The following is a 25396-nucleotide window of genomic DNA, read 5'->3' as shown; positions in this document are numbered from 1 at the left end:
GTGACAGATACCGCCGTGGGCCTGATCCCCGCCCCGCGCCGCGTCGAGAAACTCCGGCCGGACGACGCGGGCGTGCCGATCGACGCGCAGCACACCGCACTGGCCGCCGGCCCCGGCACGGAGGGTGTGGCGCGCCTGTTGCGCGCCACCCTCGGCCAGGGACTCGGCCTGCCCCTGCCGGACGGCGAAGTCGGTGACCGGGACACCATCACCCTCCGGATCGACGGCGCCTTGGAGCCCGAGGGCTATCGGCTCACCGTCGCCGACCACCGCGTCGAGATCGTGGGCGGTACGGCCGCAGGCGTCCTGTGGGGTGCGCAGACGCTCCGTCAGCTGCTCGGTCCTGACGCCTTCCGCCGCGCGCCGGTAAGGGGCGCGGACACCAGCTGGAGCCTCCCCGCCCTTGCCGTCGAAGACGGCCCCCGCTTCGCCTGGCGGGGCCTCATGCTGGACGTGGCGCGCCACTTCATGCCCAAGGACGGCGTGTTCGCGTACCTCGACCTGCTCGCCGCGCACAAGCTCAATGTGCTGCATCTGCATCTCACCGACGACCAGGGCTGGCGCATCGAGATCCGCCGCTACCCCAGGCTCACCGAGACCGGCGGCTGGCGCGAGCGCACCAAGCTCGGCCACCGGGCCTCCCCGCTGTGGGACGAGCGGCCGCACGGCGGCTACTACACCCAGGACGACATCCGCGAGATCGTCGCGTACGCCGCCGAGCGGCATATCACCGTCGTCCCGGAGATCGACATCCCCGGACACGCGCAGGCCGCCATCGCCGCGTACCCGGAGCTGGGCAATACGGACGTCATCGACACCGCCTCCCTCGGGGTCTGGACCACCTGGGGCATCAATCCGAACGTACTCTCCCCCACTGACACCACGCTCCGGTTCTTCGAGAACGTGCTGGAGGAAGTCCTGGAGCTGTTCCCCGGCACCTTCGTCCACATCGGCGGCGACGAGTGCCCCAAGGAGCAGTGGAAGGCGTCCCCGGCCGCCCAGGAGCGCATCCGCGCACTGGGGCTCGCGGACGAGGACGAGCTGCAGAGCTGGTTCATCCGTCACTTCGGCCGCTGGCTCGGCGACCGCGGCCGCCGGCTGATCGGCTGGGACGAGATCCTCGAGGGCGGCTCCAGTCGACCAGCCGGCGGCCTCGCGCCCGGCTCCGCCGTCGCCTCCTGGCGCGGCTACGCGGGGGGCACCGCCGCCGCGCGGGCCGGCCACGACGTCGTCATGTGCCCCGAACAGCAGGTCTACTTCGACCACCGGCAGGACCCGGGAGCGGACGAACCGGTCCCCATCGGCTATGTCCGCACCCTGGAGGATGTCTACCGTTTCGAGCCGGTTCCCCCGGAGTTCACCGACGCCGAGGCCGAGCGGGTGCTGGGCGCCCAGGCCAATGTCTGGACCGAGGTGATGGAGGACCGCCGGCGCGTCGACTACCAGACCTTCCCCCGTCTCGCCGCCTTCGCCGAGGCCGTCTGGTCCCCGCTTCCGCCGCCGTCGACACGGGACTTCGCGGAATTCAACGGGCGTATGGAAGCACATTACGCGCGCCTGGACGCGCTGGGCGTGAGCTACCGGCCTCCCGCCGGTCCGCGCCCCTGGCAACGCCGCCCCGGCATCCTCGGACGTCCGATCGAGGGGCCGCCCCCGATCGTGTGAGCCGCCCCGCAAGGTACGCACCCGGGCCGCGCGCCCCTGGGACCGTGTTCGCTCCGGCGCAAGCCCAAGTTCGTACAAGGGTCCCTGAAACGTGGCAATCCACTCCCGACGGAGACGTCGCCAGAAATCCGTACCATCCCCCAGGTCAGGGATGGATCCATGGATCCCGGACCCTCGCGACGGCGGGCTGGGAAGATGTGCCAGAGTTGCCACGTCCGGGCTGTCAGCACGTACCGTACGGCGCAACAGCCGGGACACCGGGGAAGGGGCAGCTGGGTTGACCACGCACGCACCGCAGGCGGCGCACACGGTGACGTTGCCGGGCTCGCTCGATGAGGCCGTGGCGGCACTGGCCGCCATGCCTGCCGCCGTGCCCGTCGCGGGCGGCACCGATCTGATGGCCGCGGTCAACTCCGGCCTGCTGCGGCCCGCCGCGCTCGTCGGCCTCGGCCGGATCAGCGAGATCCGCGGCTGGCGGTATCTCGACGGACACGCCCTGCTCGGCGCCGGGCTCACCCACGCCCGGATGGGCCGCCCCGACTTCGCCGCGCTGATCCCGGCCCTGGCCTTGGCCGCGCGGGCCGCCGGACCGCCGCAGATCCGCAACGCCGGCACCCTCGGCGGCAACATCGTCAGCGCCGCCCCCACCGGCGACGCGCTGCCCGTGCTCGCCGCGCTGGAGGCGACGCTCGTCATCGCCGGGCCCGAGGGCTCGCGCCGTGAGATCCCGGTCAGCCATCTGCTCGCCGGGGTCGAGATGCTGCGCCCGGGGGAACTCGTCGGGTTCATCCGGGTTCCGCTGCTGCACGCCCCGCAGACCTTCCTCAAGGCCACCGGGCGCACCGGCCCCGGCCGGGCCACCGCGTCCGTCGCCCTCGTCCTCGACCCGGCGCGGCGCGGGGTGCGGTGCGCGGTCGGCGCGGTCGCGCCGATGCCGCTGCGGCCCCTGGAGGCCGAGCGCTGGGTCGCCTCGCTCATCGACTGGGACGGCGACCGCGGCCATCTGGATCCGCAGGTCACCACCGCCTTCGGCGAGTACGTCGCCGCCGCGTGCATCCCCGATCCGCCACCTGGCGAGGACGGCACCGAGCCGCTCCCCCTGCCGCCCGCCGCGATCCATCTGAGGCGTACGGTGGCAGCCCTGGCCCGCCGAGCACTGGGGAGGGCACTCGCGTGAGTGAAGAACAGCAGCCGCACCGGCCGGAGCCGGGGAGCGGGTGGCAGCCGATGCCGCACGGCCCGGAGTACGACGCGGAGTCGACGGCCTTCGTCCAGCTGCCGCCCGACTTCGCGTCATACCTGGACCCGGCCGATCCGTCCGGCCGCTGGGACCCGCTCGCGGCGCCCGGCACGGGCTACACCCCGCCGCCGATGACCGGCGCGCACGGGACGGCCGAGGCGCACGACACGCCCGGGGCGCCGTCCCAGGGCGGCCACTGGCAGCCGGCGCCCCATGACCCGGCCACGACCGGGCAGTGGAGCATGCCCGCGGGCGGCTCCGGCGGCTCCGGCGGCTACGGCTACGGGGGCCACCAGGATCCGCACGGCGCCGGACAGTGGCCGGCGCCCGCCGAGGGCCAGGCGCACGCCGGCCATCCGCCCCACACCGGCCACTGGCCGGCTCAGGCCGCCGAGCAGCCGGTCGACGACTGGCCGTTGCCCGCGTCGTCCGACAACGGCGGCGCGCCCGTGTACACCAGCCAGTGGACCATCCCGGTCGCGGGCGACGAGGGCGTGGACGAGACCGCTGAGTACCGGGTCGACGACCACCCCGGCCCCGCGGCCCCTCCGTACGGCGGCCCGGCCGGACCCGCCGACGACCGGCAGGACCCGCAGACGACCGCCCAGTTGCGCATGCCCTTCGCCGACACGCAGCCGCGGCGGCAGGAGCAGCCGGGCCACACCGGCCAGCCGGGCCACACCGGCCAGTGGTCGATTCCGGCCGCCGACGAGGGCGTGGAGGACTCCGGCGAGTACGCGGTCGAGGGCCACCCGGGCCCGGCCGCGCCGCGGGCCGCCTCCGCACCGGCCCCCGCCCGCCGTCGGCTGCGGATGCCCGACGGCGACGCACCGGCCCCGGGCGGGGATCCGGGCCGGCCCGGGCCGGGGCACTCCGGCGAGTACCCGGTGGAGGGTCAGCACACAGGCCTGCACACCCCCCCGCACGGCAGCCCCGGGCGCGGCGCGCAGCCGCCCGCCACCGACGATCCGGGCTGGCACGGCCCGGCCGGCGGGGACTCGGGCGAGTTCCCGGTGGACGGTCAGCACACGGGCCTCCACACCCCGCCGCACGGCAGCCCGGCCCCCGGTCTGCCGCAAGAGGCGGGCTGGCACGGCGAGTTTCCCGGCGATGCTGGGCACGCCCCGCACACCGGCCCCGACGACGGCGCGGGCCACACCGACGCGCCCGCCGCCGAGGACGACGACGTGCCGGACGAGACCCCCGAGCCGTCCGCCGACCATGAACGGGCCGCGGCCGGGGAGGAGTTCTCGGGGGCCGCTGAGGCCCCTGAGGCGTCCGCACCCGTCGACGCCTCGGCGGAGGCACCCGAGGACGCTGACGCCCCCGCTGAGCCCCTTCCCGGCCCCGCTCCCGCCGAAGCCGGTGCGGCGAGCGCCCCCGCTTCGGCGGGCGAGAGCCACAGCGAGCACCCGCTCGCCTCCTACGTGCTGCGCGTCAACGGCGCCGACCGCCCCGTCACCGACGTGTGGATCGGCGAGTCGCTGCTGTACGTCCTGCGGGAGCGCCTCGGCCTCGCCGGGGCCAAGGACGGCTGCTCGCAGGGCGAGTGCGGCGCCTGCTCCGTCCAGGTCGACGGACGGCTCGTCGCCTCCTGCCTGGTGCCCGCCGCCACCGCCGCGGGCTGTGAGGTCCGTACCGTCGAGGGCCTCGCCGTCGACGGACAGCCCTCCGACGTCCAGCGCGCGCTCGCCGAATGCGGCGCGGTGCAGTGCGGTTTCTGCGTGCCCGGACTCGCGATGACCGTGCACGATCTGCTGGAGGGCAACCACGCCCCGACCGCCCAGGAGACCCGCCAGGCGATCTGCGGCAATCTGTGCCGCTGCTCCGGCTACCGCGGGATCCTCGACGCCGTCCGCGAGGTCGTCGAAGGCCGTCAGGCGGCCGGGGAGGAGTCCGGGGACCACCAGGACCCGGCCCGTATTCCACACCAGGCCGGCCCGTACGGGGCCCACGGCACCACCGGCCACGGGAGCGTCAACGGAAGCGGCAGTGGAAGGGCATCGGCATGACCGGAATCGCGGACGGCGCCGGCGCCGTCACCGCCACCCCCGCCGCCGGCACCCCCGTACCACCCCCGCAGCAGATGGGGCTCGGCGTCTCGCTGGCGCCCACCGACGCGGCGGCCAAGGCCTCGGGCACCTTCCCGTACGCGGCCGACCTGTGGGCCGAGGGGCTGCTGTGGGCCGCCGTACTGCGGTCGCCGCATCCGCACGCCCGTATCGTCTCCATCGATACGAGCCCGGCGGTCGGAATGCCGGGCGTACGGGCCGTGGTCACCCATGAGGACGTCCCCGGCGACGCCGCCCACGGCCGCCGGGTCGCGGACCGCCCCGTCTTCGCCAAGGACCTGGTCCGCCACCACGGCGAGCCGATCGCCGCCGTCGCCGCCGACCACCCCGACACGGCCCGGCTGGCCGCTGCCGCCATCGCCGTCGAGTACGAGGTGCTGGAGCCGGTCACCGACCCCGAGCAGGCGTTCGCCGCGGAACCGCTGCACCCCGACGGCAACCTCGTCCGCCACATCCCGCTGAGCTTCGGCGACCCGGACGTGGTCGGCGACGTCGTCGTGGAGGGCCTGTACCGCATCGGCCGCCAGGACCCCGCGCCCATCGGCGCCGAGGCGGGGCTCGCCGTACCGCGCCCCGACGGCGGTGTGGAGATCTATACGGCCTCCACCGACCCGCACGCCGACCGGGACCTGGCCGCCGCCTGCTTCGGCCTGGAGCCGGAGCGGGTCAAGGTCGTCGTCACCGGTGTGCCGGGCGCCATGGGCGAGCGCGAGGACCCGGGCATGCAGCTGCCGCTCGGCCTGCTCGCGCTGCGCACCGGCCACCCCGTCAAGCTCGCCGCGACCCGCGAGGAGTCCTTCCTCGGCCACGCCCACCGCCACCCCACCCTGCTGCGCTACCGCCACCACGCGGACGCCCAGGGCACGCTGGTGAAGGTCGAGGCGCAGATCCTGCTGGACGCCGGCGCGTACGCCGACTCCTCCGCCGACACGCTCGCCGCCGCCGTCTCCTTCGCCTGCGGCCCGTACGTCGTCCCGCACGCCTTCATCGAGGGCTGGGCCGTCCGCACCAACAACCCGCCCTCCGGCCATGTCCGCGGCGAGGGCTCGATGCAGGTGTGCGCCGCCTACGAGGGCCAGATGGACAAGCTGGCGGCCAAGCTCGGCATCGACCCCGTCGAGATCCGGCTGCGCAACGCCATGACGACCGGCGATCTGCTGCCCACGGGACAGACCGTCACCTGCCCGGCCCCGGTCCACGAACTGCTGCGCGCCGTCCGGGACGCACCGCTGCCCGCCCTCCCCACGGACGACCCCGAGGAGGATTGGCTGCTGCCGGGCGGCACCGAGGGCGCGGGCGACCCGGCCGCGGTGCGGCGCGGGGTCGGCTACGCGCTCGGCATGGTCCATATGCTCGGCGCCGAGGGGACCGACGAGGTCTCCACCGCCACCGTCAAGGTCACCGGCCCGGTCGCCACCGTCATCTGCGCGGCCGTGGAGACCGGCCAGGGCTTCACCACCCTGGCCCGCCAGATCGTCCAGGACGTCCTCGGCATCGAGGAGGTCCATGTCGCCCCGGTCGACACCGACCAGCCCCCCGCCGGGCCCGCCTCGCGCGGCCGCCACACCTGGGTGTCGGGCGGGGCGGTCGAGCGCGCCGCGAAGATGGTCCGCACGCAGCTCTTGCAGCCGCTGGCCCATACGTTCGGCATGTCGACCGAGCTGCTGACCATCGCCGACGGCAAGATCACCTCCTACGACGGCGTGCTCAGTACGACGGTCGAGGAGGCCCTGGAGGGCAAGGAGCTCTGGGCCACCGCCCAGTGCCGCCCGCACCCCACCGAACCGCTGGACGAGACCGGCCAGGGCGACGCCTTCGTCGGACTCGCCTACTGCGCCGTGCGCGCCGTCGTGGACGTCGACATCGAGATCGGCGCCGTACGGGTCGTCGACATGACGGTGGCCCAGGACGTCGGCCGGGTGCTCAACCCCCGGCAGCTGCGCACCCGTATCGAAGCGGGCGTCACCCAGGGCATCGGCGCGGCCCTCACCGAGAACCTGCGCACCTCCCGCGGCGTGGTCCGCCACCCCAACCTGACCGGCTACGCCCTGCCGACCGCTCTGGACGTCCCCGACATCCGCATCGTCAAGCTCGTCGAGGAACGTGATGTGGTCGCCCCCTTCGGCGCCAAGGCGGCCAGCGCGATCCCGGTCGTCACCTCCCCGGCGGCGGTGGCGGCGGCCGTCCGGGCGGCGACGGGCCGCCCGGTCAACCGTCTGCCGATCCGCCCCCAGGCGGCGGTCGTCAACCGGGCGTAGGCCCCCCGGACCGGCGCCGGACGGAGGCCCGGTGCGGCCAGAGGTGGGGCTGCGCCGGATCCGGTCAGCCCGGGCTCCGTTCGCTGGGACTCGCCCGCCACGCGCGTCCGATCGCTCGAAGCAGCGCCGGATACACCCCCAGGTACCGGAAGGCTTGATGCCTGCCATGTATACGGCGCCGAGCGGCCCGTACTGGCGCCGCCGGGCCTGGCGAGCGGTGAACGGGAGCCCTAGACGGGAGAGGGTCCCGTCAGGGCGGGCTCCCGGTCGGCTTCGCGGGCGGCGAAGGGGCACTGCCAGTCGTCGGGCTTGGGGCGGCCGGAGTAGCGGCGGGCCTCCGAGAGCTCCTCGTACTCGAGCAGGTTCGGGTTGATGTCACCCTGGAGCTGGATGTCCTGCTTGCGTATCTTTTCAGCCAGCCGGTCCCACATTCCGGCGCCCTTGATGCTGTCGAACTGCCGGTGGGAATTGAAGGCGAGCATCGGGAAGGGAGGCCGACGGCCCCAACGGCGGTGGGTCTCATGCAGGCCGATCACGAAGAAGGGATGGCCGGCCACGCTGAACGCGAACTCCCTGGACCGGGGATCCGACGAGTAGCCCTCGGCCCAGTGATAGGACCGCGCGTCCTGCTCGTGGAGCAGCTGCAACTGTTGCCAGAGCAGCTCCTCGAACCGCAGCTCATCCACCCCGCGAGGTTGCTCGAAGGTCGCGATGAAGCTGGTGAACGTCCGGGCGCTCCAGTCCGCCGATGCCACGAACTCGGCGAGATCGAGTGCCATCAGCCCGGCGGAGTCCTCGCTCCCCATCAGGTCATAGTGCCGATAGGTGATGCCGCCCCGGCGCCAGGCGGAGCGACCCGCCAGGCAGGCGAACCGGTCGCCCAGGATGAACTTCTCGACCTCGTCACGCGCGTCCACTGTCATGGCCAGCCTTCCTTCCAACTACGTGCCTCCTCGCTGGGAGCTCATCTCCTTCATCCATCCGAAAGCGCCCACCCCGCACCTGCGTATCCCGAGCAGGAGAACGTGGAAGGACGCCTGGCTGAATTGTGACGGCCCACGACCGATCGACGAAATTCGACAGGGCGCGGTCAGAGCGCCGGCTCGGCCCACACGGTTTTGCCGATCAGCTGGGGCGCGACGCCCCAGCGGTCGGCCAACCCCTCGACGAGCATCAGTCCGTGCCCCGACTCGCCTGGGTCGTCACCCTCGGTTCGCGGACGGACGGTCGGCAGCCGCTCCACGCGGGGGTCCCTCACCTCGATGCGGAGCCTGTCGTTGGTGACGCTGAGCGTGAGGCGGAAGTTCCGGCCCGGTACGCGTCCGTGCAGTGCGGCGTTCGTGGCCGGCTCGGCGATGACCAGCGCCGCCGTCTCGTGCGGCAGCCCCCAGGAGCGGATGCGTTCGGTCGCGAGGAGTCGTGCGAGGCGGGCGCCCTTGCGGGTGGCGGAGAGCAGCACGGTGTAGTGGGAAACTGGGCGGTCACCTCGGCGCCGGGGTCAGTGGAGCACCAGCTGGACGATGGCGACCGTGCCGACCGCCACGATGAGGGTCCGCAGGACCATGGGGCTGAAGCGGCGGCCCAGCGCGGCTCCTATCTGGCCGCCGAGGGCGGAACCGAGCGCGATCAGGGCGACGGCCGTCCAGTCGAAGTCCGCGACGAAGAGGAAGAAGAGCGCGGCGACGGCGTTGACGACGGCGACGAGGACGTTCTTGGTGGCGTTGAGGCGTTGCAGGGGCTCATCGAGCACCATGCCCATCAGGGACAGGTAGATGATGCCTTGGGCGGCGGCGAAGTAGCCGCCGTAGACACTGGCGAGCATCAGCCCGATGGCCAGCGGCGGACCACCGTCGCGGTGGGCGGCGTGGCCGGCAGATTCGCGGCGGCACCGCACCACTCCGCTGATCCGCGGCTGGAGCACGACCAGGACGAGGGCGAGGCCCACCAGGACCGGCACGATCGTCTCGAATGCCGTGCTGGGCAGGGCCAGCAGCAGTGTGGCACCCGTGAGGCCGCCGAGCAGGGCGCCGACGCTCAGCTTCAGGATGCGTCGGGCCTGGCCGCTGAGCTCCTTGCGGTAGCCGATGGCTCCGCTGATGGAGCCGGGGATCAGGCCGAGCGCGTTGGAGACCGTGGCGGTGACGGGCGGCAGGCCGGTGGCGAGCAGAACGGGAAAGGTGATCAGCGTCCCGGAGCCGACGACGGTGTTGATGGCGCCGGCGCCGGTGCCCGCCGCGAAGACGGCGAGCATGTCCCATGGCGTCACGCTGTCTCTTCCCTTGCGGATCCGGTGCTCATGCGGCCGACGGTAGATCAGGAACGGTTCGGCGCGCAGCGAAGTATCCGGCTGAGGCCGGCCGTCGGGCGTGGGCATCGTCTCGCGCGCTTCGCGCGCAAAGATGGAGCATCGGGCGGCCAGGGCGCGGGGCGCGGGCCGCGTCGCCGTCCGCCGGGCCGGTGGGGGGGCGATGCCGGGCCTGGGCACCCCCTCCCGAAAAACGCTTGATCTGACGCAACTGTCTCATCAAGCGTTTTCTGGGAGGTACCCGGACCGGCGCCGGCCCGGCAGTCGGCGACGGCGCGGCCACCCGCACCCCTCCCCGCCCGCTGCGACGTGAAGACCGGATGACAAAAGCGAGAGCGGGCGGGTGGCCTTATGGCCGCCCGCCCGGATAGCGCGTGCCACCTACGGAGGCCGTGACCGGAATCGAACCGGCGTAACTCGCTTTGCAGGCGAGTCCCTCAACCACTCGGGCACACGGCCAATGTCGTGCGTGTGCTTAGACGATAGGACGGGGGTGGTGCGGCATCAATGGCGCGGCGGGGGCTGCCATATGACTGACACACCGCGTTCATGGTCGGCCGTATTCAGGGCCGTGCGCTCACGGCCGGTTGGGGCGGTGGGCCAGGAAGTCCTCGATCACCGGCCGGAAGAGGTCCGGTTCATCGACCCACGGATAGTGGCCCACCCCGTGCAGCGGCTGTACGCGCCCGTCCGGGAAGGACTCCGCGACGGCCTCCCCGGCCCGCAGCCCGGTCACCGCGTCCCGGTCGCCCGTCACCACCAGCACCGGGCACGGCACCTCGCGCAGCCGCGCCAGCACCGCGCGGCGGCCCGCCTCGTCGACGCCCTGCCAGAAGCCCGCCCGGGGCACCGGGCCCAGCTGCTCGCCCTCGCTCAACGCATGGGCGCGCTGGGGCTCCTCCCAGCGGCCGTACGCCATGGGCGCGGCCTGGAGCAGCAGTCGGCGCACCTCGGCGAGATCGGTGGTGTCCGGCAGCAGCTGCACCGCGACATACGCCTCCTCCCACCAGGGCTCATCGGCGCGGGACTCGAAGATCTCCCGGGCGTCCTCGGGCAGTTCCCCCTGGAGCCGCGCGCCCGGAGCGACCAGGATCAGCTGGCTGAGCCGCTCGGGGTGGGCGGCCGCGTACGCCTGGGCCGTCGCCGCCGCCGCGTCATGGGCGAGCAGCGTGAAGCGCTGGAGGCCCAGATGGCGGCGGAGGGCCTCTACGTCCTCGGCGAGCCCGGGGAACGCGTAGCCGCTCGGGTCGGCGGCCGGCGGGGAGTCCCCGGTGCCGCGGCTGTCGGGGATGATGAGGGTGTGGTGGGCGTCGAGCCCGCCGAGGTCGCCCAGGTACGCGGCGTTCCGCCCGGGGCCGCCGGCCAGAGCGATCAGCGGCGGCCGTGCGGAGCCGTCGCGGGCCTCCAGCACTCGGTAGGCGAGCTCGGTCCCGTCGTACGAGGTGTAGTGCGGCATGCAGTCAGCTTGCCCCAGGATTCCGACTCTGACCGTGTGACGTCGTGCATCGGGTGTGGCGGGTGACTCAAAAGCGATGCGAGGGGTGCGGTTCCGGCACCCCAAATCGCGCTTATGGTTTCCGCGCCGCTTCGGCCTCGTGCCGCCGGGCGGAGGGCGCGTGGCGAGGAGTCGGCCGCCGTCCAGCGGCTGGGGCCGTCGCCGACGTCGCCGACCGGCCGACCTGGTGGATCGCGGGCTTGGCCGTCAGCCGCATCGGGGGGTGGGGGCAAGGGGCGCGGGTTCACGTCCCGCCTATGATGCGACGGTGTTCGACTCCCGGCACATCAGGACGTTCCACGAGGTGGTGCGCGCCGGTTCCTACTCGGCCGCCGCCCGTGTCCTCGGCTATACGCAGCCGGCCATCACCCAGCAGATGAGGGCGCTCGAACGGGCCGTCGGCAGCCCGCTGTTCATCCGGGCCGGCCGCGGGATGCGGCTCACCGAGGCCGGGGAGACCCTCGCCCGCCACGCCGACACCATCCTCGGCAGCATCTCCGCCGCCCAGCAGCAGATGAACGCCATCACCCGGCTGCGCTCGGGCCGGGTGCGGATCTGCGCCTTCCCCAGCGCCAACGCCACCCTCATACCCGAGGCCATGGCCCGGCTCGCGGCCAGCCATCCGGGACTGCGGGTGGAGCTGCTGGAGGGCGAGCCGCCGGAGTCGCTGGGGCGGGTGGTGCGCGGCGAATGCGACATCACCCTCGCCTTCACCTATCCCGGGCTGCGCGAGGAGACCCCCGCCGAGCTGATCGAGATCCCGCTGCTGGAGGACCAGCTGACGGTGCTGCTGCCGACCGGGCATCCGCTGGCCAGACGTCGGGCGGTCAGGCTCGCGGAGCTGAGCGAGGAGCGCTGGATCGCGGGGTGTCTGCGGTGCCGCGCCAACTTCCTGCACGAATGTGCCGAGCAGGGCTTCGCCCCCGACATCGCCTTCACCACGGACGACAATCTGGTGGTGCAGAGCATGGTCGCGGCGGGGCTCGGCGTCGCGATGATGCCGGGTCTGGTGCTCTCCTTCCTGTGCCATCGGAAGGTCACCGGGCGCGCCCTGGACCCCGCCTCGCGCCGCCATGTCTCGGCGTACGTCCTCCGCGAGCATCTGGCGATCCCGGCCACGGCGCGGGTCCTCGAGGAGCTCAAGACGGTGGCCGGGAACAAGGTCGGGTGCTGAGAGCCGGCCGACCATAAGCGGAATTGATGGGCCGGCCAAGAAACCGTCGTTGGACGTGATGGACCGGGCGGCAGGACGCTGCGGCCATGACCACTCCGACCGGTACCACCGCATCCCGCGTCACGCCGCGCCTCGGCGCGTTCGTCGACGGCGTACGCGAGGCCGTCGGCCGGGGCCTGCCGCCCGATGTGACCGCCTATCTGGTGGGCGAGCGGCTCGCGCCGATCCTCGGCGCGGCCGATCTGCTCACTCCCGCGCAGCGGGAGAGCGACCCCGACCGCTACCGCCAGCACATCCTGCACGCCGAGCCCGACGGCAGCTTCGCGGTGGTCGCGCTGGTGTGGCTGCCCGGCCAGCGAACGGCCGTCCATGACCATGTGTCCTGGTGTGTGACCGGCGTCCACGAGGGCGAGGAGCACGAGCGCCGCTATCGGCTCGTCCCCGACGGCCCGGTCTCGCGGCTGGTCGCGGTGGAGGACGTGGTCAATCCGCGGGGCTCGGTGTGCGGCTTCGCGCCGCCCGGCGATATCCACAGGGTGTGGAACGCGTGCGGGTCCACGGCGATCTCGATCCATGTCTACGGGGCGGACATCGCCCGCCTGGGCAGCAGTGTACGGAGGGTCTACGAGGACCCGACGGCGGACGAGCGGTGAGCGGGCCCCGACGGCGCCGCCCGGACCGGGCCGGTTCGGACGCGGTGACAGCATGGCGCTGACCGGGGCGCGGACGCCGGGGAGCGGGCCGGGCGCGGCGCCCGGCCACGCGCTGCCCGCCGCGCCCGGCCACGCGCTGCCCGTCACCCGCGGGAGGCGGACGGCGCCCGCCGCGGCGTACGGGCTCGGGCTCGCCGGGTGCGGGGTCGCGGCCGCCTGGGGCGTCCATCGGCTCGTCCCCGCCGTGCCCATGCTCACCGCCGCCGTCGTGCTGGGCATCGGCGCCGCGCATCTGCCCGGCGTACGCGGGCTCGTACGGGGCGGCTGCCGCGCGGGGCTCACACTCGCCGGGAAGCGGCTGATGCGGCTCGGCATCGTCCTGCTGGGGCTCAGACTCAGCCTGGACGATGTGCTCGGCCTCGGCTGGGCCACGGTGGCGATGGTGGGCTGCGTGGTCGCGGCCACCTTCAGCGGCACCTGGTGGCTCGGCCGCCGGATGGGGCTGCGCGGCGATCAGCCGCTGCTGATCGCCACCGGCTACGCGATCTGCGGCGCGTCCGCGATCGGCGCGGTGAGCGAGGTGTCGGACAGCGAGGAGCGGGACGTGGCCACCTCGGTCGCGCTGGTGACGCTGTGCGGCACGCTCGCCATCGCCGTACTGCCGCTGCTGCAGCACCCCCTGGGGCTCAGCGACGCGCAGTTCGGCCGCTGGGCGGGCGCGAGCGTGCACGACGTGGGCCAGGTCGTGGCGACCGCGCAGACCGCCGGGCCCGCGGCGCTGGGGGAGGCGGTGCTGGTCAAGCTGGTGCGAGTGGCGCTGCTCGCCCCGCTGGTCGCGGCGCTCGCGGTGTCCGTACGGGCGCGGGCGAGGGCGAAAGGAAGGGCACGCGAGGCCAAGCGGCCCCCGCTCGTGCTCCTCTTCGTCGCCGGCTTCCTCGCGATGGTCGCCCTCCGTAGTACGGAGCTGCTGCCCACCGCCGCGCTCGCCGCCGCCGGGACGGCCCAGGAGCTCCTCCTGGCCGCCGCCCTCTTCGGCCTCGGCAGCGCGGTCCACCTCCCCTCCCTCTCCCGCACCGGCCCCCGGGTCGCGGCGCTGGGGCTGTGCGCGTGGGTGGTGATCGCGGGCGTCTCGTACGCGGGCGTCCTGCTGACCACCTGATCCGCCCCAGGCCCGATCCGGGGTCGTCCTAGGACCGACGGCCGAGGTGAGCCCCGACTCGCGACAGGTGTCACCTCGGCTCATGCCGCTTACGCTGACGCCCATGACGACGCTCGACCCGAACGCCCCGGAGCTCGGCCGGCCCGCCCCGGATCCGACCCTCCCCGCCTCCGACACCCTGTTCGGCCGCCGCTACCGCGCCCTGACCCTCGGCATCGTCACCGTCGTCTCCCTCGTCGCCTTCGAGGCCAGCGCGGTCAACACCGCCATGCCGGTCGCGGCCCGCGCGCTCGACGGCGTCGAGCTCTACGCCTACGCCTTCTCCGCCTACTTCACCGCGAGCCTGTTCGCGATGGCGCTGTCGGGGGAGTGGTGCGACCGCAGGGGGCCGCTCGCGCCGCTGTTCGCCGGGATCGTGACGTTCGGCGCCGGTCTGGTGGTGTCCGGTTCCGCACAGCGGATGTGGATGTTCGTGGGCGGACGGGCCGTACAGGGCATCGGCGGCGGGCTGGTGATCGTCGCGCTGTACGTCGTGGTCGGCCGCGCCTATCCGCAGCGGCTGCAACCCGCCGTACTGGCGTCCTTCGCCGCCGCGTGGGTGCTGCCCGTCATCGTCGGCCCGCTCGCCGCCGGGGCCGTCACCGAACAGGCCGGCTGGCGTTGGGTGTTCCTCGCCATCCCGGTGCTGGTGCTGCCGCCGCTCGCGGTGATGCTCCCGGCCCTGCGCAAGCTGCCCCCGGGCGAGCGCTCCCCGGTCATGAACCACCGCCGCATCCTCCTCGCGCTCGCCGTCGCGACCGGCGCCGGGCTGCTCCAGTACGCGGTCCAGGACCCCCGCCCGCTCTCCCTCGCCCCGGCCGCCGCCGGTCTCGCCCTGCTCGTCCCCTGCGTGCTGCGTCTGCTGCCCCGGGGCACCTTCCGCGCCGCGCGCGGGCTGCCCTCCGTCGTACTGCTGCGCGGTATCGCGGGCGGCGCCTTCCTGGGCGCGGAGAGCTTCGTCCCGCTGATGCTGGTCACCCAGCGCGGTCTGTCCGCGACCGCCGCCGGGCTCTCCCTCACCGGCGGCGGCCTCACCTGGGCGCTCGGCTCGTACACCCAGAGCCGCCCCCGGCTGGAGCCGCACCGTGAGCGGCTGATGGGCCTCGGCATGCTCCTGGTGGCCGCCGCCATCGCCCTGGTCCCGCTGGCCCTCACCGACTCCGCCCCGGTCTGGATCGTCGCCGTCGCCTGGGCGATCGGCGGCTACGGCATGGGCCTGACCATCTCCAGCGGCAGCGTCCTGCTGCTCAAGCTCTCCCGCCCCGAGGAGGCGGGCAGCAACTCCGCCTCCCTCCAGGTCTCCGACGCGCTCGGCAACATCACCCTGGTCGGCCTCAGCGGTGTCCTCTTCGTCACCTTCGGCGGTGACTCCCTCGCCGCGGCCGACCACACGGCACCCACCGCCGCCGGCTCCGCCCACCCGGCGGCCTTCGTCGCCGTCTACGCGGCGATGGCGGCGGTGGCCCTGGCGGGCGCCCTCATCACCACCCGCCTGCGGCCCGCTTCGCGCCACCACCACCCCATGCCGTAGGCGCTCCCACCCGTTCGACGGGGCCGCGGACCGCGTCCGGCCGCGCTGCCCTGCCCCGCATCACCTCGCCGTGAGGCGATCCGCTTCGCGGGCCGATGTGAGGTCGGTCCCACCCTCGGGTGGAGTCGGGACGTAACCCCGAAGCGTGAAGGGTGGCACAGGTAGGCTGACGCGGTTCCCGATCGACCCCGCCGAACCAGTCCGACGGAGACCGTGAGTACTACTGCCTCCAGCACCAGCCATCACCTCTCGCCCGCCTTTCCCGGACGGGCTCCCTGGGGTACCGCGAGCAAGCTGCGCGCCTGGCAGCAGGGCGCGTTGGACAAGTACATCCAGGAGCAGCCGCGCGACTTCCTCGCGGTCGCGACCCCCGGCGCCGGGAAGACGACCTTCGCGCTGACCCTCGCCTCCTGGCTGCTCCATCACCATGTGGTCCAGCAGATCACCGTCGTCGCGCCCACCGAGCATCTGAAGAAGCAGTGGGCGGAGGCCGCGGCCCGGATCGGCATCAAGCTGGACCCGGAGTACAGCGCGGGCCCGGTGGGCCGGGACTACCACGGCGTCGCCGTCACCTACGCGGGTGTCGGCGTACGGCCCATGCTGCACCGCAACCGCTGCGAGCAGCGCAAGACCCTCGTCATCCTCGACGAGATCCACCACGCCGGTGACTCCCGCTCCTGGGGCGAGGCGTGTCTGGAGGCGTTCGAGCCCGCGGCCCGCCGGCTCGCGCTCACCGGTACGCCCTTCCGGTCGGACACCAACCCCATCCCCTTCGTCGCCTATGAAGAGGGCAACGACGGCATCCGGCGGTCCTCCGCCGACTACACCTACGGCTACGGCAACGCCCTCGGCGACGGCGTCGTGCGGCCCGTCATCTTCCTGTCCTACAGCGGCAACATGCGCTGGCGCACCAAGGCGGGCGACGAGATCGCGGCGCGGCTCGGCGAGCCGATGACCAAGGACGCCGTCTCGCAGGCGTGGCGTACCGCGCTCGATCCGCGCGGCGACTGGATGCCGAATGTGCTGCGCGCCGCCGACCAGCGGCTCTCCGAGGTCCGCAAGGCCATCCCGGACGCGGGCGCGCTCGTCATCGCCTCCGACCAGGACTCGGCCCGTGCGTACGCCAAGCTGATCCGCGAGATCACCGGCACCAAGGCGACCCTCGTGCTCTCCGACGAGTCCGCCGCCTCCCAGCGGATCGAGGACTTCAGCCACTCCGACGACCGCTGGATGGTGGCCGTCCGCATGGTCTCCGAGGGCGTGGACGTGCCACGGCTCGCGGTCGGGGTGTACGCGACCACGATCTCCACCCCGCTCTTCTTCGCCCAGGCCGTGGGCCGTTTCGTACGGTCGCGGCGGCGCGGTGAGACCGCGTCCGTGTTCCTCCCCACCATCCCGACGCTGCTCGGCTTCGCGGGCGAGATGGAGGTCGAGCGCGACCACGTCCTCGACAAGCCGAAGAAGGAGGGCGAGGAGGAGAACCCGTACGCGGAGGAGGAGAAGCTCCTCGAAGAGGCCGAGAAGCAGCAGGACGAGGACACCGGCGAGCAGGACGCGCTGCCCTTCGAGGCGCTGGAGTCGGACGCGGTCTTCGACCGGGTGCTCTACGACGGCGCCGAGTTCGGTATGCAGGCGCATCCGGGCAGCGACGAGGAGCAGGACTACCTCGGCATCCCCGGGCTCCTCGAACCCGACCAGGTGCAGATGCTGCTCCAGCGGCGCCAGGCCAAGCAGATCGCGCACAGCCGCAAGAAGCCGGACGAGGAGGCCGATCTGCTGGAACTCCCGGCGGAGCGGCGGCCCGTGGTCACTCACAAGGAGCTGCTGGAGCTGCGCAAGCAGCTCAATACGCTGGTGGGGGCGTATGTCCACCAGAGCGGCAAACCGCATGGCGTGATCCACACCGAGCTGCGCCGCGTCTGCGGCGGCCCCCCGAGCGCGGAGGCGACGGCGGGCCAGATCCGTGAGCGGATCAAAAAGGTCCAGGAGTGGGCCACGCGGATGCGCTGACGCCGGCATGAGGTGACGCGGGCCGCGCAACCCCCTTTCGAGGTATTTCATGAACTGGCCGCTCAACTACCCGGCATAGCGGGCGAACCGGGGCGATTCGGGGTACCCCCGAGCCGTTCCCTTTGGCAGGTCCGCTCGGATTCTGGACGGACTCTTCCGCTAAACGGACCGGCTCGCTAGCGTTCGGGCACGCACACGCCCCGTGGCAGCGCCGCCGCGGAGCGCAGCCGGTGCGTGACCACCGCGACCGGCGGCCTCTTCGCGCGCGCCGTCGTCGGGACCGGCGGCGCACCTCCGCGAAGAGCCGCCACTCATCACCGAGGAGGGGGCGTCGTGACCGCGGAGACCTCCCAGACGCTCGACCGGGGACTGCGCGTCCTCAAACTGCTCGCCGACACCGACCACGGGCTGACCGTGACCGAGCTGTCCACCAAGCTCGGCGTCAACCGCACCGTGGTCTACCGGCTGCTGGCCACCCTCGAACAGCACTCCCTCGTCCGCCGGGACCTCGGCGGGCGGGCGCGCGTCGGGCTCGGGGTGCTGCAGCTCGGCCGCCAGGTGCATCCGCTCGTACGGGAGGCGGCACTGCCCGCGCTGCGCGCCCTGGCCGAGGACATCGGCGCGACCGCCCACCTCACCCTGGTCGACGGCACCGAGGCCCTCGCGGTCGCGGTGGTCGAGCCGACCTGGACCGACTACCACGTCGCCTACCGGGCCGGGTTCCGGCATCCGCTGGACCGGGGCGCCGCCGGGCGCGCGATACTCGCCGCCCGCGCGGGCCGCACCGACGATCCGGGGTACGCGCTCACCCACGGCGAGCTGGAGGCGGGCGCGAGCGGTGCGGCCGCCCCGCTGATCGGGGTGACGGGGATAGAGGGCAGCGTCGGCGTGGTCATGCTGTGCGACGCGGTGCCGGAGCGGGTCGGGCCGCGCGTGGTGGACGCGGCGCGGGAGGTCGCGGACGCGCTGCGGTGACGGTACGCGGTGGCGGTGCCCGGTGCCCGGTGGCGGGAGGCGTGGGACCCGCGTGGGCCGGTCGCCCACGCCCGGGCCCCGCGTGGGCCGGTCGCCCACGCCCGGGCCCCGCGTGGAACCGCCGGCCCTACCGCGAGTCCCCGCCGTGGCCCGCCGTGGGCCGGGTGCACGCCCCCGCCGTGAGCGCCGGGGTGCACGGCCCCGTGGTGGTGGCCGCGCCGGGGGCGGCCCGCACCGGGGGCGGCCGGGGGCGGCCCGCACGGGGCGGGCCGCGGCGGAGGCTGGCGCGGCCGCGTGGGCCAGGGTGGCGCTTCAGCCGCCCCGCCGGTCAACTAGATTCACCTCCATGCCTGCCGTCTCCCCCCGCGCCCGGATCCTCGCGGTCTGCTCCGCGGTCGTCGTCGCCCTGTTCGCGGTCGCCGCGTTCGCCCCCCTGCCGTTCACCGTGGCCCAGCCGGGCACGACCGTGAACGTCCTCGGGTCCGACCACGGCAAGCATGTGATCACCATCGCCGGGGCCGGCACCCGCAAGACCACGGGCCAGCTGCGGATGACGACGATCCAGGCGACCGGTCCGGACGCCACCGTCCGGCTCAAGGACGTGATCAGCGGCTGGTTCGCCACCGACCGCGCGGTGATGCCGCGTGACTCGGTCTACGTCGGCGGCACCACCAAGGAGATCGAGCGGCACAACGCCCAGGAGATGGAGAAGTCCCAGTCCACGGCCACCAGCGCCGCCCTCGGCCGGCTGCACCGCTCGCCGCGCGACGTCAAGGTCACCCTGCGCCTCGCGGACGTGGGCGGCCCGAGCGCCGGGCTGCTGTTCTCGCTCGGCATCATCGACAAGCTGGACGGCGACGGCCGCGGCGGTGACCTCACGGGCGGCCGTACGATCGCGGGCACCGGCACGATCGACGCCAAGGGCAGGGTCGGCGCGGTGGGCGGCGTTCCGCTCAAGACGCAGGCCGCCAAGCGGGACGGCGCCACGGTCTTCCTGGTCCCGAAGGCCGAGTGCGCGGACGCCAAGGCCGAACTCCCCAAGGGACTGCGGCTGATCCCCGTGACCACGCTCAAGGGTGCGGTGACGGCTCTGCGGGCGCTGCGCTCGGGCGGGAGCCTGCCGCACTGCTGAGCCCGTCCGCGGTGCCGCGGGGGTCCATGCCCCGCCAGGCGGGGAAGACCAGCGGGCTCAGCGTCGCGAGGAAGTACGCACCGCCCGTCACCAGGAAGGCGACCGTCAGCCCCGCCCCCTCCACCAGACCGCCGGCCACCAGCCCGCCGAGCGGCATCACCACCCACACCCCCGCCGTCAGCGCCCCCGCGACCCGGTTGCGCAGCTCGTCGGGCACGGCCTCGTAGGTGACCGTGGTCAGGATCGGGTTGAGCATGCCCGCCGCGAGCCCGCTGACCGCCATCGTCACGGCCAGCGGCGGCACGCCGGGGACGAACGCGGCGACGACGAAGCGCGGCAGCCCGCACAGCAGAAAGCTCACGCCGAAGACGGTCCGGCGCGGGAAGCGGTCTCCCACCGCCCCGTACAGCAGCGCCCCGGCCAGCGCACCGCCCCCGAACAGCGCCGTCAACAGCCCGAGCTGGACCGATCCGCCCAGGTCGCGCTCGGCGTGGACGGGCAGCAGCACCGATGAGAACCCCTGGTCGAGGCCGTTGGTGACCATGACCATCGCCACGATGGCCAGCAGCAGCCGATGGCGCAGCAGAAAGCCGTACCCCTCGCGCAGCTCGGCGCGGTAGGCGCGGACGGACACCGGTGCGGCGCCCTTGCGCGGCGCGGCGGCGGGCAGCCCGCGCAGCCCCGCCGCGATCAGCAGCGCGGAGCCGGCGAACGTCGCAGCGTCCAGGAGGAGGACGGAGGGCGGGCCGAGCAGCGCGATCAGCACCCCGCCGAGGGCCGCGCCCAGCATCCGCGCCCCGCGCGACGCCCCGTCGTAGAAGCTCGCCGCGCGGCTGAGGGTGGTGCCGGCCCGTTCGGCCAGTGCGGGCACCAGCACCTGGCGGGCGGTCTCGCCCGGCGCGTGCAGCAGCCCGGAGCACGCCATCAGCGCACACAGCTGCCAGAACCGCAGCAGATCGGTGAAGTGCAGCAGCGGAATCGCGGCGACCGCCACCGCGCACAGCGTGTCCGAGGCGATGGAGGTCCGCCGCCGCCCCAGCCGGTCGATGACCGGTCCGCCGACGACGGCGGAGACGATCACCGGGAACGTGGCGCAGAAGGCGACGAGACCGGCCTTGGCCGCGCTGCCGGTGGTCTCCAGCACGAACCAGGGGACGGCGAGAAGGGTGAGTGAATTGCCCGCGATGGAGACGGTGTTGGCGGCGAGGACGAGGACGAGGGGTCTTCGGCCACCGCGGCTGCCACCGCTGGAGTCGGCGAATGCCATGTCAGTGGTTCATATCAGTGGTCGAACCGGGCGGCCAGACCCGATCGGGGCAGCCGTGGCGTCGCCAGCCGCAGCCCGACCTCCACGAGCGTCCAGCCCAGCCGGGTGCGCAGCAGGCGGGTGCGGCGCGTGCCGCGGGTGCGGTGGAGCCGGGGCGCGTCGCCCGCCGCGCGCTGGAGGCGCTCGGCGCGGATGCGATGCAGCCACAGATGGATGTCGTCGCCGTACATAGGTGGTCCCCCCAGGGATTCGGTCAGTCCTCGTCGCGCGGGAAGGCGTGCAGATGGACGCGGAACGGGGCGGAGTTCTCGCTGTTCCGGTCCACCTCCTTCTCGCGGTAGCTCTCGATCACTTCATGCACCTTGTCGCGCATTTCCTGGGCGAGTTCCGGGGTGAGGCGCAGGCTGAAGTCGCTCATGTCCGAGGCGAGGCGCCACCGTGAGGGCCAGTCGTGCATGGTGCCCAGCCAGGTGGACATCTCCTGGGCGTGGATGGTGGCGTTCTCGTGCAGCAGGGTGTTCAGCGCCCCCCGTACGGACGGGTCCGGATGGCGCCGCAGCTCCTCGGCGCCCACCCGCGTACCGCTGTGCGCCGCCTTCCACCACCGCTCCCGCCCCTTGCCCCGCTCCGGATCGTCCTTGACGAACCCATGGGCGGCCAGTTGCCGCAGGTGGTAGCTGGTGGCGCCGCTGGACTCGCCGAGCCGGTCGGCCAGTTGGGACGCGGTGGCCGGTCCGTACTCACGCAGCGCGCCGAGCAGCCGCATCCGCAGCGGATGCGCGAGGCCGCGCAGGGAGCGGGGGTCGAGCACCCGTACGTCGTCGGGCACAGGCTTCTCGTTCTCTGCCATATGCGGCAGCGTAAGCGTGCAAAGACTACGTTGCAACCAGTTCTTTGCAACGGAATCTTTGGATCCGGTGGACGGCTGTTCAGTCCTGCGCCGCCTGCCGCACCAGCGGGATGATCCGCAGCGGGACCGGGTTCTCCATCACGATCGCCGTCGAGGCCCGTACGATCCCCTCGAACCCCACGACCCGGTCGATCACCCGCTGAAGATCGGCGTTCGAGCGCGCGACCAGACGGCACAGCATGTCGCCGTGGCCCGTGGTGGTGTGCAGCTCCAGCACCTCCGGGACGCCCGCCAGATGCGCCCGTACGTCCGTCCCCTGCCCCTGCTTGATCTCCAGCGTCGCGAACGCGGTGACCGGATAGCCCAGCGCCGCCGGGTCCACGTCCGGCCCGAAGCCCCGGATCACCCCCTGCGTCCGCAGCCGGTCCAGCCGCGCCTGCGCCGTGCCGCGCGCGACGCCGAGGCGGCGCGACGCCTCCAGGACGCCGACCCGCGGCTCCTCGGCGAGCAGCTCGATCAGCCGGGCGTCGAGCGCGTCGATTCCCATGGCAGCTCCCTGTCCCTGTCCCTGTACTTGTTGTCCCTGTCCTGTTTCTGTTCCCTGTGACGGTGGTCACTCTGCACAGAATGCGCTGCTCCGACCGCTCCTGGCTATACAGACTGACCAGCATTTCAGCAAACTGTTGCGCACCCTGAGTCATGGAGGGACGCTGCGGACATGACTGAGATCCAGCATCAAGAGGGCACACGGCGGACAGACCCGTTCCCCGTGAAAGGGATGGACGCGGTCGTCTTCGCGGTCGGCAACGCCAAGCAGGCCGCCCACTTCTACGCCACCGCCTTCGGCATGAAGCTCGTCGCCTACTCCGGACCGGAGAACGGCAGCCGGGAGACCGCGAGTTACGTGCTCGTCTCGGGCAGCGCCCGCTTTGTGTTCACCTCCGTCATCAAGCCGGTGAGCCAGTGGGGCCGCTTCCTCGCCGAGCATGTCGCCGCACACGGCGACGGCGTCATCGACCTGGCCATCGAGGTACCGGACGCGCACGCCGCCTACGCCTACGCGCTCGAGCACGGCGCCACCGGCATCGAGGAGCCGCACGACATCAAGGACGAGAACGGCACGGTCGTGCTCGCCTCCATCCGTACGTACGGCGACACCCGCCACACCTTCGTCGAGCGCTCCGGCTACGACGGCCCGTACCTCCCCGGCTACGAGGCCGCCGACCCGATCGTTCCGCCGCCCGCGAAGAGGACGTTCCAGGCCATCGACCACTGCGTCGGCAATGTCGAGCTCGGCCGGATGGACGAGTGGGTGACCTTCTACAACGAGGTCATGGGCTTCACCAACATGAAGGAGTTCGTCGGCGACGACATCGCCACCGAGTACTCCGCGCTCATGTCCAAGGTGGTCGCGGACGGCACCCGGAAGGTGAAGTTCCCGCTGAACGAGCCCGCCCCCGGCAAGAAGAAGTCGCAGATCGACGAGTATCTGGAGTTCTACGGCGGCCCCGGCGTCCAGCACATCGCCCTCGCCACGAACGACATCGTCGAGACGGTACGCACCATGCGCGCGGCCGGCGTCCAGTTCCTCGACGCCCCCGACTCGTACTACGAGACGCTCGGCGAGTGGGTCGGCGACACCCGGGTCCCGATCGAAACCCTCCGCGAGCTCAAGATCCTCGCCGACCGCGACGAGGACGGCTATCTGCTCCAGATCTTCACCAAGCCGGTCCAGGACCGCCCGACCGTCTTCTTCGAGATGATCGAGCGGCACGGCTCGATGGGCTTCGGCAAGGGCAACTTCAAGGCGCTCTTCGAGGCGATCGAACGGGAGCAGGCCAAGCGCGGCAATCTCTGAGACGACGGTGGGCGGGCCGCGGCCGGCCCGCCCCGGCCCCCCGGCCCCCGGCCGTCACATGCCCTTGCGGGCCAGGTGGGTGAGGGCTCGGCCCACCTCCGGGGTGACCTGGTCTGACCGCAGCGGTACCCCCATCGCGGTGGCCAGGTCGCGGGTGTGGACGTCCACGGCCGACTCCACGATCTCCGCGTACTCGGCCGCGGCCACCCGCCCCCGCCGCCACCCGAGCAGCAGCAGACCGGACGCCGCCACCCCGGCGGGCCACCACCGCACCCCCGCGACCGCGTACGGCAGCGCCCACGCCGCCGTCACCGCCGCCGCGTCGACGCGGCGGCGGGCCCGCGCGACCTCCTCGCGGGCCGCGTCGGACAGCGCGAACCACAGACGAGGCCAGCACGAGACCAGGTCCAGCCCGCCCCCGCGTCGGCCCGGGGCTGTCCCTGATCCCGACGGCGCAGTTCGGGCAGATCGGTGCAGAGCCGGGCCAGTTGGGCGGCGCGGTCGGTGGGTCTCGCCATGCCATGTCCTCCCCATGCGCCGTTCCTGCCAGAAAAAGTGAACACCAGCATGGGCGAAGATTCCCACCGTCTACACTCACGGCGATCTGTTCACTCCAACACGGAGTTTTCCCACGGGAGTTGTTGAGTTCGAATGCACACGGAAAAGTACGATGCGGGGCGATTGACCAGGCGTAAGTTCGCCCTCGGTGGGGGCGCTGCCGCCGCCGGAGCACTCGGGGCCTTCGCGGCCCGCCCGGCCGCGGCCGCCGCCGTCGTAGGGGGCCGGTTCGATCTGTCGGTCCCCTCCACGCAGCTGATCCGCGAGAAGACACCGCACAACTCCACCGTGCTGCAGTCCTTCGCGTTCGACGACGTCAATGGGCACCTCTACACGATCCAGTTGATGGAGGGCGGGATCCGGCTCAGCGGGGAGCCCGCCCCCGTCTCCGGCGCCGACCGGGCCGCGCACGGCGACATGTGCGTCACCAAGCTGTCCCTCACCGGCGCCGAGCTGGGCTCGATGTACGTCAAGGGGTTCGGGCACGGCGTGGCGATCGGCTGTGAGCCGGTGGGCACCACCGCGTATCTGTGGACCGAGTCGAACGCCAACCCCGACTCCGGCTACGGCACCGCCATCAGCCGCTTCCCCTTCGCCAACGGCACCGTGCTGTCCAACGGCTCGTCCTCGCTCGCCACCCACCGTCCGGTGCCGGGCTCGACCAGCAACCAGCCCGCCGTCGACATGCTCAACAAGCGGCTGCTGCTGCGCTACCGCCTCGACGGGGCGGTCCGCTACCGGCTGATGAACCTCTCCGACGTCACGGCGGGCGACTACACCGCCGTGTACGACATACCCCAGGCGGGGGTCTCCGCCGACGAGGTCTTCCAGGGGTTCACGGTGCTCGGCGACTACGCGTACCAGATGACGGGCACCGCCTACACCGCCGAGAACGGCACCAATCCGCCCTCCGGCCACGGCAACACCTACGTCTCCTGCCTCGATCTGCGCACCGGCCAGGTCGTCCAGCGCTCCCGCACCGAGGCCGCGTACTCGCTCGACTACCGCGAGCCGGAGGGCATGGCCGTCCAGCTGGCCAGCCCCCGCCGCCTCTGCATGGGCTTCGCCTCGGGCGCCGCCGGAGACCGCAAGCTCAGCGTCTACTACAAGGCGCAGTGACGGCTCGGTAACCCGTCCGCTGCCGCGATCTTCCCT

The 25396-nt window shown here is 73.0% G+C and carries 22 protein-coding genes and 1 tRNA gene; 13 read left to right on the top strand and 10 right to left on the bottom strand.

Features of this window, described 5'->3' with window-relative positions; all coding sequences use genetic code 11:
* The 4 genes from ABZS71_RS26155 (at window position 1) to ABZS71_RS26140 (ending at window position 7235) form a co-directional block, all read left to right on the top strand.
* Complete coding sequence (locus ABZS71_RS26155; RefSeq protein WP_356214026.1) at window positions 1-1665, top strand: beta-N-acetylhexosaminidase; 1665 nt, start codon at window positions 1-3, stop codon at window positions 1663-1665.
* 277 nt (window positions 1666-1942) lie between these two features.
* Window positions 1943-2842 carry an FAD binding domain-containing protein gene (locus ABZS71_RS26150; RefSeq protein ID WP_356214024.1) on the top strand — a complete coding sequence of 300 codons (900 nt, stop codon included), beginning with the start codon at window positions 1943-1945 and terminating at the stop codon, window positions 2840-2842.
* Window positions 2839-4917, top strand: coding sequence for a 2Fe-2S iron-sulfur cluster-binding protein (locus ABZS71_RS26145; protein ID WP_356214022.1), 2079 nt, complete (start codon window positions 2839-2841; stop codon window positions 4915-4917). Before ABZS71_RS26150 ends, ABZS71_RS26145 begins: the two co-directional genes overlap by 4 nt.
* Window positions 4914-7235 carry a molybdopterin cofactor-binding domain-containing protein gene (locus tag ABZS71_RS26140; protein ID WP_356214020.1) on the top strand — a complete coding sequence of 774 codons (2322 nt, stop codon included), beginning with the start codon at window positions 4914-4916 and terminating at the stop codon, window positions 7233-7235. Before ABZS71_RS26145 ends, ABZS71_RS26140 begins: the two co-directional genes overlap by 4 nt.
* Before the next feature lie 230 nt (window positions 7236-7465).
* On the opposite strand, the gene gntA is transcribed toward ABZS71_RS26140, so the two are convergent.
* The 5 genes from gntA to ABZS71_RS26115 all read right to left on the bottom strand — a co-directional run bounded on the left by gntA (window position 7466) and on the right by ABZS71_RS26115 (window position 10996).
* Window positions 7466-8158, bottom strand: a complete 693-nt coding sequence (gene gntA / locus ABZS71_RS26135) for a guanitoxin biosynthesis heme-dependent pre-guanitoxin N-hydroxylase GntA (RefSeq protein WP_355848067.1) — start codon at window positions 8156-8158, stop codon at window positions 7466-7468.
* A gap of 167 nt (window positions 8159-8325) precedes the next feature.
* On the bottom strand, window positions 8326-8694 hold the full coding sequence (locus tag ABZS71_RS26130) for an ATP-binding protein (protein WP_356214018.1): 369 nt from the start codon (window positions 8692-8694) through the stop codon (window positions 8326-8328).
* Between the two features lie 39 nt (window positions 8695-8733).
* Window positions 8734-9501 (bottom strand): sulfite exporter TauE/SafE family protein, encoded by a 768-nt coding sequence (locus ABZS71_RS26125; protein ID WP_356214058.1) that lies wholly within the window; start codon window positions 9499-9501, stop codon window positions 8734-8736.
* A 426-nt stretch (window positions 9502-9927) separates the two neighbouring features.
* Window positions 9928-9999, bottom strand: a tRNA-Cys gene (locus tag ABZS71_RS26120).
* A 118-nt stretch (window positions 10000-10117) separates the two neighbouring features.
* Window positions 10118-10996: an alpha/beta hydrolase gene (locus ABZS71_RS26115; protein WP_355848073.1), complete on the bottom strand. Its 879-nt coding sequence runs from the start codon at window positions 10994-10996 to the stop codon at window positions 10118-10120.
* Between the two features lie 307 nt (window positions 10997-11303).
* Here ABZS71_RS26115 and ABZS71_RS26110 point away from each other — a divergent pair, with 307 nt between their 5' ends.
* The 7 genes from ABZS71_RS26110 to ABZS71_RS26080 all read left to right on the top strand — a co-directional run bounded on the left by ABZS71_RS26110 (window position 11304) and on the right by ABZS71_RS26080 (window position 19708).
* Complete coding sequence (locus ABZS71_RS26110; RefSeq protein WP_355848076.1) at window positions 11304-12209, top strand: LysR family transcriptional regulator; 906 nt, start codon at window positions 11304-11306, stop codon at window positions 12207-12209.
* A gap of 86 nt (window positions 12210-12295) precedes the next feature.
* Entirely contained in the window at window positions 12296-12862 is a 567-nt protein-coding gene (locus tag ABZS71_RS26105) for a cysteine dioxygenase family protein (RefSeq protein WP_355848079.1), read from the top strand.
* Window positions 12863-12914: 52 nt separating this feature from the next.
* Window positions 12915-14021, top strand: a complete 1107-nt coding sequence (locus tag ABZS71_RS26100; RefSeq protein ID WP_356214016.1) for a putative sulfate exporter family transporter — start codon at window positions 12915-12917, stop codon at window positions 14019-14021.
* A gap of 103 nt (window positions 14022-14124) precedes the next feature.
* The gene (locus ABZS71_RS26095; RefSeq protein WP_355848085.1) at window positions 14125-15591 is read left to right on the top strand and encodes an MFS transporter; all 1467 of its coding nucleotides are present in this window, start codon (window positions 14125-14127) and stop codon (window positions 15589-15591) included.
* Window positions 15592-15804: 213 nt separating this feature from the next.
* The gene (locus ABZS71_RS26090) at window positions 15805-17601 is read left to right on the top strand and encodes a DEAD/DEAH box helicase (RefSeq protein ID WP_355848088.1); all 1797 of its coding nucleotides are present in this window, start codon (window positions 15805-15807) and stop codon (window positions 17599-17601) included.
* 333 nt (window positions 17602-17934) lie between these two features.
* The gene (locus tag ABZS71_RS26085; protein WP_356214014.1) at window positions 17935-18576 is read left to right on the top strand and encodes a helix-turn-helix domain-containing protein; all 642 of its coding nucleotides are present in this window, start codon (window positions 17935-17937) and stop codon (window positions 18574-18576) included.
* A 346-nt stretch (window positions 18577-18922) separates the two neighbouring features.
* Window positions 18923-19708 (top strand): S16 family serine protease, encoded by a 786-nt coding sequence (locus ABZS71_RS26080; protein WP_356214012.1) that lies wholly within the window; start codon window positions 18923-18925, stop codon window positions 19706-19708.
* Here ABZS71_RS26080 and ABZS71_RS26075 read toward each other — a convergent pair.
* The 4 genes from ABZS71_RS26075 to ABZS71_RS26060 form a co-directional block, all read right to left on the bottom strand.
* Window positions 19647-20975: an MFS transporter gene (locus ABZS71_RS26075; RefSeq protein WP_356214010.1), complete on the bottom strand. Its 1329-nt coding sequence runs from the start codon at window positions 20973-20975 to the stop codon at window positions 19647-19649. The genes ABZS71_RS26080 and ABZS71_RS26075 overlap by 62 nt on opposite strands.
* A gap of 14 nt (window positions 20976-20989) precedes the next feature.
* Complete coding sequence (locus tag ABZS71_RS26070) at window positions 20990-21205, bottom strand: hypothetical protein (protein ID WP_356214008.1); 216 nt, start codon at window positions 21203-21205, stop codon at window positions 20990-20992.
* Window positions 21206-21228: 23 nt separating this feature from the next.
* Window positions 21229-21825 (bottom strand): helix-turn-helix domain-containing protein, encoded by a 597-nt coding sequence (locus ABZS71_RS26065; protein ID WP_356214006.1) that lies wholly within the window; start codon window positions 21823-21825, stop codon window positions 21229-21231.
* Between the two features lie 79 nt (window positions 21826-21904).
* Window positions 21905-22372, bottom strand: coding sequence for an Lrp/AsnC family transcriptional regulator (locus ABZS71_RS26060; RefSeq protein ID WP_355848106.1), 468 nt, complete (start codon window positions 22370-22372; stop codon window positions 21905-21907).
* A gap of 171 nt (window positions 22373-22543) precedes the next feature.
* Here ABZS71_RS26060 and hppD point away from each other — a divergent pair, with 171 nt between their 5' ends.
* A complete protein-coding gene (hppD, locus tag ABZS71_RS26055) occupies window positions 22544-23683 on the top strand; it encodes a 4-hydroxyphenylpyruvate dioxygenase (RefSeq protein WP_356214004.1) in 1140 nt (379 codons plus the stop codon).
* 54 nt (window positions 23684-23737) lie between these two features.
* Here hppD and ABZS71_RS26050 read toward each other — a convergent pair whose 3' ends face one another.
* Complete coding sequence (locus tag ABZS71_RS26050) at window positions 23738-24217, bottom strand: hypothetical protein (RefSeq protein WP_356214002.1); 480 nt, start codon at window positions 24215-24217, stop codon at window positions 23738-23740.
* 147 nt (window positions 24218-24364) lie between these two features.
* On the opposite strand from ABZS71_RS26050, the gene ABZS71_RS26045 reads away from it, so the two are divergent.
* A complete protein-coding gene (locus ABZS71_RS26045; RefSeq protein ID WP_355848114.1) occupies window positions 24365-25360 on the top strand; it encodes a teichoic acid biosynthesis protein C in 996 nt (331 codons plus the stop codon).
* Window positions 25361-25396 lie beyond the last annotated feature (36 nt).

The organism is Streptomyces sp. NPDC005393 (assembly GCF_040606675.1).
GTDB lineage: Bacteria > Actinomycetota > Actinomycetes > Streptomycetales > Streptomycetaceae > Streptomyces.
The sequence above is the reverse complement of the archived record's forward strand: the minus strand, read 5'-3'. Positions and strand labels throughout refer to the sequence as shown.

Excerpts from the sequence above, each read along its gene's own strand:
- ABZS71_RS26140 (WP_356214020.1), top strand. The coding sequence starts at position 4,914 with ATGACCGGAATCGCGGACGGCGCCGGCGCCGTCACCGCCACCCCCGCC.
- gntA (WP_355848067.1), bottom strand. The coding sequence starts at position 8,158 with ATGACAGTGGACGCGCGTGACGAGGTCGAGAAGTTCATCCTGGGCGAC.
- ABZS71_RS26115 (WP_355848073.1), bottom strand. The coding sequence starts at position 10,996 with ATGCCGCACTACACCTCGTACGACGGGACCGAGCTCGCCTACCGAGTG.
- ABZS71_RS26105 (WP_355848079.1), top strand. The coding sequence starts at position 12,296 with ATGACCACTCCGACCGGTACCACCGCATCCCGCGTCACGCCGCGCCTC.
- ABZS71_RS26100 (WP_356214016.1), top strand. The coding sequence starts at position 12,915 with ATGGCGCTGACCGGGGCGCGGACGCCGGGGAGCGGGCCGGGCGCGGCG.
- ABZS71_RS26095 (WP_355848085.1), top strand. The coding sequence starts at position 14,125 with ATGACGACGCTCGACCCGAACGCCCCGGAGCTCGGCCGGCCCGCCCCG.
- ABZS71_RS26080 (WP_356214012.1), top strand. The coding sequence starts at position 18,923 with ATGCCTGCCGTCTCCCCCCGCGCCCGGATCCTCGCGGTCTGCTCCGCG.
- ABZS71_RS26075 (WP_356214010.1), bottom strand. The coding sequence starts at position 20,975 with ATGGCATTCGCCGACTCCAGCGGTGGCAGCCGCGGTGGCCGAAGACCC.
- ABZS71_RS26070 (WP_356214008.1), bottom strand. The coding sequence starts at position 21,205 with ATGTACGGCGACGACATCCATCTGTGGCTGCATCGCATCCGCGCCGAG.
- ABZS71_RS26065 (WP_356214006.1), bottom strand. The coding sequence starts at position 21,825 with ATGGCAGAGAACGAGAAGCCTGTGCCCGACGACGTACGGGTGCTCGAC.
- ABZS71_RS26060 (WP_355848106.1), bottom strand. The coding sequence starts at position 22,372 with ATGGGAATCGACGCGCTCGACGCCCGGCTGATCGAGCTGCTCGCCGAG.
- hppD (WP_356214004.1), top strand. The coding sequence starts at position 22,544 with ATGACTGAGATCCAGCATCAAGAGGGCACACGGCGGACAGACCCGTTC.
- ABZS71_RS26050 (WP_356214002.1), bottom strand. The coding sequence starts at position 24,217 with ATGGGGAGGACATGGCATGGCGAGACCCACCGACCGCGCCGCCCAACT.